Raw genomic sequence first — 7,066 nt, forward strand, 5'->3', positions numbered from 1 at the left:
CGCCCCGCTGGCGCCGGCAACGCAGCCCACGCGGATTCTTGGACAGGCTCCTAGCCAAAGCGCCCCGTGATGTAGTCCTCCGTCTGCCTCTCTCGCGGGTTCGTGAAGATCTGCCGGGTCACGCCGAACTCGATGAGCTTGCCCTCGTAGAGAAAGGCGGTGAAGTCGGATACGCGGGCCGCCTGCTGCATGTTGTGGGTGACGATGAGGATGGTGTAGCGGCCGCGCAGTTCACCGATGAGTTCCTCGATGCGCAGCGTGGCCTGGGGGTCGAGGGCGCTGGTGGGTTCGTCCATCAGCAGGATTTCGGGGTCCACGGCCAGGGCGCGGGCGATGCACAGGCGCTGCTGCTGGCCGCCGGAGAGGCCGAGGGCGTTGTCGCCCAGGCGGTCCTTGACCTCGGCCCAGAGCGCGGCGCGGGTGAGGCTGCGCTCGACAATGTCTGTGAGCTGCGTCTTGCTCAGCCCGCCGTGGATGCGGGGGCCGTAGGCCACATTGTCGAACACGCTCTTGGGGAAGGGGTTGGGCTTCTGGAAGACCATGCCCACCCGGCGTCGAAGGGCCACCACGTCAATCTGGGGGCCGTAGATCTCTTCGCCCTCGAGGAGGAGCCTGCCGCCGGTGCGGCAGGCAGGGATCAGGTCGTTCATGCGGTTGATGGCGCGCAGGAAGGTGCTCTTGCCGCAGCCGCTGGGGCCGATGATCGCGGTAACCTGGCCGGCCGGGATGCCGAAGCTGACCTTCCTCACGGCCTCTTTCGAGCCGTAGAAGATCGAGAACTCCTCGGCCTGAACGGTGTCTTCGATGCCCGCGCTGGCCGCGCCGAGCCGGTCCTGGAACATGTCTTCTTGGACTGTGAAGGTGCCCATGGCTCATCCCTTCAGTTTCTTCGATATGCGGGCCCGCAGGATGATGGCCGTCAGGTTCAGGACAAGGACGAGGGCGACGAGGGTGAGGACCATTCCGTACTGCACGTGGCGGATTTCGTCCACAGCCTGGTGCTCGGTGGAGATGTTGTAGACGTTCCAGGAGAGCGCAGGCGTGGGCTGGGTGAAGGTTTCGAGGACGCTGAGCGGTTGGCCGACGCTGACGGCAGCGGTGAAGATGATGGGGGCGGTTTCGCCCGCCGCCCGGCCCATGGAGATGACGATGCCTGTGAGGATTCCCGGCAGAGCGGCGGGGAGGATGACGGTGACGATGGTGCCCCACTGGCTGGCGCCGAGGCTGAGCGCGGCCTCCTTGTAGGTGTGCGGCACGGCGCGGATGGCCTCCTCTGAGGCCCGGATGATCGTGGGCAGCACGAGGAGCGCCAGGGTGAGCGAGCCGGCGAGCACGCTCTTCGAGTGCGAGACGCGCATCGTGTGGATGAAGAAGGCAAGGCCGAAGAGCCCGAAGACGATGCTAGGCACGCCGGCCAGGGTACTGATGAACATCCGCAGGGTGCTCACGAACCGTCCCTCGCGCGAGTACTCGACGAGGAAGATGGCCGAGATGACGCCCATCGGGACCGCGAAGAGCATGGAGCCGAGCGTGAGGTAGAGGGTGCCGAGCATCTCGGGCCATACACCGCCGAAGAAGTGGGCGTCGTGCGACGTGTCGGTGAGGAAGCGCCAGTAGAAGGTGCGGCGGGGACGCAGCATGGCCTCCAGGTGCTGCTCCACGTAGGCAAAGAGCGGCTCCAGGGCGGTGCCTTTGAACTCCTCCACGCGCGGCGAGAGCGTCTTCTTCGCCAGCTTCGTGGGGTCCGAGTAGTCGTAGCTCTCGACCATCAGCACGTCGCGGGCCTTCAGCAGGGCGCGGTCCCAGCGCGTCTGGCCGTACTGCTCGCGGATAAGGGCGGGCCGTGCTTCGCCCGGGAAGGGGCCGAGGAGCGCGCGGAGGCGGCCCTTCAAGTCGTCCAAAGGGGCCTCGTACTTCCTTCGGAACAGGAGGCCGCCCTTCTCCATCTCGTGGTCGAAGGCGGCGAGCATGTCGTAGACGGGCCGGCGGGCGGCCCGCGCCTCGGCGACCTCGGCCTCGACGGCCCTGCGGCTGCCGCGCTCGAACTTGTCGAGCATCAGCTTGCGGAACTCGACCGTGCCTCGGAACCAGAAGGCGCCGGCGCCGCGGACGAGGATGGGGAGGAGGATGACGAGGAGCGACGCGGCGATGAGGGCGATGGAGAACAGCCCCAGGCCCGAGAACGCCTTGTCGAGCAGTTTGCGGGTGCCAAGCGTCATGCTAGTGCCCCATCCTCCGCTTCGTCCGGCGCACGGCCCATTCGCTGAACAGGTTGAGGGTGAAGCAGACGACGAGCAGGCCGATGGCCAGCGCGAGGAGCACGCTGTAGCGCTCCGACCCCGTCACGTGGTCGGCCTCGCCCATGTCGCCGGCAATGGTGGCGGTGAGGGTGCGGACGGGCTGGGTGAGGTCGTACCAGGGCTTGGGAATCTGGCTGGCATTGCCGGAGGCCATCCACACAACCATCGTGTCGCCGATGGCCCGCATGACGCCCAGGATCACCGCGGCGCCCAGGCCGCTGCTGGCAGCGGGGATGACCACGCGGATGATGGTCTCGGCCCGCGTGGCGCCCAGGGCGTAGCTGCCCTCGCGCAGTTCGCGGCCCACGGCCTGTAGCGCGTCCTCGGACACGCTCACGACCGTGGGCAGGGCCATGATACCGAGGATGATGGAGACATTCAGGGCGTTCGTGCCGCTGGGGATCGCCAGCCCGGCCAAGGCACCGGTCGCCCATCGAAGGCCGAGGAACGCGGCGACGCCCAGGGCGGCGGCGACGCCCCAGCGGGCCGCCGGCCGCCACGCCGCACGGCAGCGGACCGTGGCCAACTCGCTGGCCACGACCACCGTCAGGGCGGCGACGGGCGCTCCCACGGCCCAGCCGGCGGCGGAGAGCAGCGTGCCCCCGTTGTCCTGAAGGAGTGGGGCGAAGACCACGAGAGCAAAGAAGCCATAGGCCACCGAGGGGATGGCGGCCAGCATCTCGATCACCGGCTTCACGTACTGCCGGGTGCGAAAAGGCAACACGTCGCTCAGGCACACCGCCGTGGCGATGCCCAGGGGCACGGCCACGAGGATGGCCCCGGCCGTGACCAGCGCGCTCCCGACGAAGATGGACAAGGCGCCGAATGCCGGTGGACGGCCCGACGGGTACCATTCGAGGGCCGTGAACAGCTCCATCACGCCGCGCGACCGGAAGAACGGGATGGCGTCCCTGGCGATGAAGTAGAAGATGAAGAGGACGGCGAGGACGGAGCTGGACGTGATGGCGAGCAGCAGCCCCTTGCCGGCAAGCGAGCCGAGCCGCTGGAGGCGGCTGGCCCGCTTGCTTAGGAGGAGGCTTCGTGATGCGCTTCGGGCAGTGCTCATGAGCACTCATCACCCATCACTTTTCGGGCGGGCACACGAAGCCGATGGCCTCCGTGATCTCTCTGCCCTTCGCTGTTCTGTAGAAGCCCACGAAGTCGCTCAGGAGCGTGCCTTCCTTGGGCTGGCCGTTGGTGTACATGTAGAGGGGGCGGGAGACGGGGTACTTGGCGGTGGCCACCGTTTCCTTGGTCGGCATGACGCCCTCGATTTCGAGGGGTTTCACCGTGCGGTCCACGAAGCCGAGGCCCACGTAGCCAATGGCGCCGGGGGTGCTCTGGACGCGTTGGCGAATGGCGCCGTTGCTGCCGACGTATTCGACGACCGCCGCGATGCGGTCGCCCTGCATGATCTTCGCCTCGAAGACCTCGTAAGTGCCGCTGTTGGTGTCGCGGCTCACCCGCACGATCGGCAGCGGGGGGCCACCCACGTCGCTCCACCGCTTGACCTTGCCCAGATAGATGTCCTTCACCTGCGCCAGCGTGAGGGCCTTGATGGGGTTGCTGGGGTGGACGATGATGGCGATGCCGTCCATCGCGACGATGTGGGCGACGGGCTTCACCCCCTTCTCCTCGGCGGCCTTGAGTTCGGCATCGGTCATGGCGCGGGACATGTTGCCGATGTCGCAGGTGCCGTTGATGATGCCCTTGGCGCCGTTTCCGCTGCCGGATTCGCTCACGCTGATGTTGACGCCCTTGTTCTGCTGCATGTAGTACTCGGCGAAGGCCTTGGCGAGCGGCCCCACAGTGGTCGAGCCGTCGAGCACCAGACGCCCCTCCCCCGCCGTCGCGCCCTGGGGCAGGTTGAGCAGCAGTCCCACGCAGCCCATCCACCACAGCCATCGGCTCATCTCACCTCTCCTTTCCCTGTATCGGGTACTCGTGTCTGACCTTAGCCTAACCCGCGCAGGTTAGCGCGGCGTAAGGCGCTTGTTAGAGTCTCGCGAAATCCACACCGCCGGCGGGCCAGGGGCAATTCACCGGCTCCCCGTCGCCGGCCCTGGCTCGGCCCGTTCGCCCAGGATGGCTCGCCTCTCCCTCAGCCAGGCCAAGAGGCGTTGCTCAATGGCGTCCCGCACCTGCCTGAATGCGCTCAGGCGTTCCTCCTGGGAGCCCGGGGCTTTGGCGGGATCGGGGAAGGGCCAGTCGAGGCGGAAGCTGATGTTGGGGAACACTGGACACCTGGCCTCCGCCTCGGCGCACAGGATGATCAGGTACCCGAAGTGCCGTTTTCCGAGGAACTCTCGCACGTTCTTGGGGCGATGGGAACTCAGGTCAAGCCCGACTTCGGCCATCACCGCGCGCGCGAGGGGATGAATGTCTCCCGGCTCGAGGCCGGCGCTCTCGACCTCGAACTGATCCCCTGCGTGCTTGCGCAACAGGGCTTCGGCCAGCTGGCTGCGGCACGAGTTGCTGACGCACAGGAAGAGGACGCTCGGCTTCTTGGGTTCGCTCATTTCACACCCCCGGCGACGGCGCACGCCGCCGCGGTTGGACGGCTCAGTAAGGGGCCGTCTTGCTCTGGTCGAGCAGCCACTGGTCGAAGCCCCAGGGGTTGGTGGGAATCTCGAAGCGCTGCTCGCCAAGGGCCATCTTCATGGTCTCGACCTCTTCGGCCGTGGCCAGTTCCTTGCTCGTGCCGGTGATGAGCCTGGGCACGAGGACGATGACGAGCTGGGTCTTGCGGATCGAGTGGGTCTCGCCGCCGAAGACCAGCCCAAAGCCGGGGATCGAGGAGAGGAAGGGGATGCCGGCGTAGGCGTCCACCTTCTCCTCGCGGTCGAGGCCGGCGATGACGAGCGGCTCGCCGTCGCGGACGCGGGCGCGGGTGGTGAGGGCGCGGGTGTTGATCATCGGGATGCCCTGGGGCGTGACGCCCGAGAGCGTGCGGTAGCTGACGGCAACCTGGACTTCGGTGGACTCGGAGCCGATCCAGGGCGTGACCTCGAGGGTGAGGCCGGTGGTTGTGGCGGCGGTGGTGCCATAGATGGAGTAATTGACCGTGCGGTTGTCCACGCCCAGCTCGCCGGCGTCGCCGGCGACGGCGGGCGTGGCCGGGGGATTGTAGGGGGTGCGGGTCACCACGTCGGGCACGACGTTGAACGAGAGAATCTGCTCGACGGTGGAGAAGGTGCCCTTGACGTTGCTGCGGGTGATGATCTTGGGCCGCACGATGACGCGGGCCTTGCCCTTCGAGGCCAGGAAGTCCAGGTAGGCCGAGTTGACGACGTAGTTGAACGAGCAGTACTTCTGGCTCGCGCGGGTTTCCTGGTCGTGGTCGGCGGGCGTGAGGGGGGCCTCGATGTAGCGCTTGCCGGTGAGGGGGTCCCAGATGCTCGAAACGTCGTCCCATTCCTGATCGGTCCTGGTGCGGCCGCGGATGCACTCGAAGAGGGAGCGGCCGGGGCCGTTCTTCCAGGCGATGTAGTCGAGGCCGAGCTTGAAGTCGTCGTTGGCGTTCACCTCGTAGATGGCGCCCTCGAAGACCATCTGGTCGGGCACGACGTCCACGGTGTCGCAGTACTTCACGAAGCTGACGGCGCGCGTGGGCTCCTCGCGGCGGACCACGGCGTTGTTCGACGCGTCAATCTGGCTGATGCCCTCGCCGTCGCACCAGAGGTGTGCCAGGGCGTTGACGATGGAGATGTCGCGGTTCTTCGCGCGGTAGTAGACCGTGGAGTAGCCGTCGTTGTTCTCCTTGATCCAGGGCTGGTCAAGGGCTTTGACGGCCTCGCGGATGTAGGGGAGCTGGAAGCGGGGGCAGATGACCTGCATGTATGCCTTGTTGGCCACGCGGTCGCGGACGACCTCGGCCCGTCCGCCCTCCTTGGCAGTGAGCATGCGGAACACCGAGCGAATCTCCCGCACCATGTTCACCGCGTTCGGGTTCTCCAGCGGGATGATCTCCACGACGTAGTCGTTGACGAGGTTCTTCTGGTTCACGCGGAGGATCTTGACCGTGCCCGACTTCTCGGTGAGGTTGAGTTGTTCGTCCTGGTTGGTGTAGTCGTCAATCTTGCTGTCGGCGGCGGAGGGGCTGGCGTCGCCGCGGCGGTTGTTCACACCCGACGCCTCGTCCCCGGTCATGCCGGGCATTCCGGCCCACGCAGCGGGCGCGGTCGCCGCCATGAGGCCCGCCGCCAGAATTGTCCTGAGCCATCGCTTCATCGTCCGTTTCTCCTCATTCGCGCGTGATGTCTTGTGTCACTTCCTCCGCCTCCCGCGGGTTCCCAACCCGCGGGAGGTTGGGGCGTCACGGGTTGATTGGGTCCCCGGCCAGCTTGGGCTTGACGCCGGGCAGTTCGATGGCCTTATTGCCTTTGGCCGTCTCAATGATGTCGGCGTCCTCGGGCGCCAGGCCGCCGCCCTGGTGCCTGGTGGCCTTGATGGCGACGACGACGAGGCGCTTATTGGCCTGCTTGGTCTCGCCGCCGAAGAGGTAGCCGAGGATCGGTAGAGAGCCGAAGATGGGCACCTTGTTGGCAGCGTTGATGGGAGTCTCGTAGACGAGGCCACCGATGACGATCTCCTGGCCGTCGGCGGCCTGCGCCACTGTGGCGGCCTTGCGCTCGACGACCACGGGCACCCCGTTGTCCGCGTAGGCCACGTGGTTGACCACCTGCGTCGTAACATTCATGGAGATGGACTCGGTGCCGACCGTGGGCGTGATGTTGACGTAGACGCCGGTGTCGGTGGCGCTCATC

At 66.8% G+C, this 7,066-nt stretch carries 7 protein-coding genes; all 7 read right to left on the reverse strand.

Annotated elements, in window-relative coordinates; translation table 11 throughout:
* Positions 1 to 50 precede the first annotated feature (50 nt).
* The gene (pstB, locus tag PLE19_23570; GenBank protein HPD17928.1) at positions 51 to 842 is read right to left on the reverse strand and encodes a phosphate ABC transporter ATP-binding protein PstB; all 792 of its coding nucleotides are present in this window, start codon (positions 840 to 842) and stop codon (positions 51 to 53) included.
* A 30-nt stretch (positions 843 to 872) separates the two neighbouring features.
* On the reverse strand, positions 873 to 2,219 hold the full coding sequence (gene pstA, locus PLE19_23575; GenBank protein ID HPD17929.1) for a phosphate ABC transporter permease PstA: 1,347 nt from the start codon (positions 2,217 to 2,219) through the stop codon (positions 873 to 875).
* A gap of 1 nt (position 2,220) precedes the next feature.
* Positions 2,221 to 3,366: a PstC family ABC transporter permease gene (locus tag PLE19_23580; protein HPD17930.1), complete on the reverse strand. Its 1,146-nt coding sequence runs from the start codon at positions 3,364 to 3,366 to the stop codon at positions 2,221 to 2,223.
* Between the two features lie 16 nt (positions 3,367 to 3,382).
* Positions 3,383 to 4,213, reverse strand: coding sequence for a PstS family phosphate ABC transporter substrate-binding protein (locus PLE19_23585; GenBank protein ID HPD17931.1), 831 nt, complete (start codon positions 4,211 to 4,213; stop codon positions 3,383 to 3,385).
* Between the two features lie 126 nt (positions 4,214 to 4,339).
* Entirely contained in the window at positions 4,340 to 4,819 is a 480-nt protein-coding gene (locus tag PLE19_23590) for an arsenate reductase ArsC (GenBank protein HPD17932.1), read from the reverse strand.
* 43 nt (positions 4,820 to 4,862) lie between these two features.
* A complete protein-coding gene (locus tag PLE19_23595) occupies positions 4,863 to 6,530 on the reverse strand; it encodes a hypothetical protein (protein ID HPD17933.1) in 1,668 nt (555 codons plus the stop codon).
* A gap of 85 nt (positions 6,531 to 6,615) precedes the next feature.
* The coding region (locus PLE19_23600) for a hypothetical protein (protein HPD17934.1) at positions 6,616 to 7,066 on the reverse strand (451 nt) is incomplete at its 5' end.

Source organism: Planctomycetota bacterium (assembly GCA_035384565.1).
Classification (GTDB): domain Bacteria; phylum Planctomycetota; class PUPC01; order DSUN01; family DSUN01; genus DAOOIT01.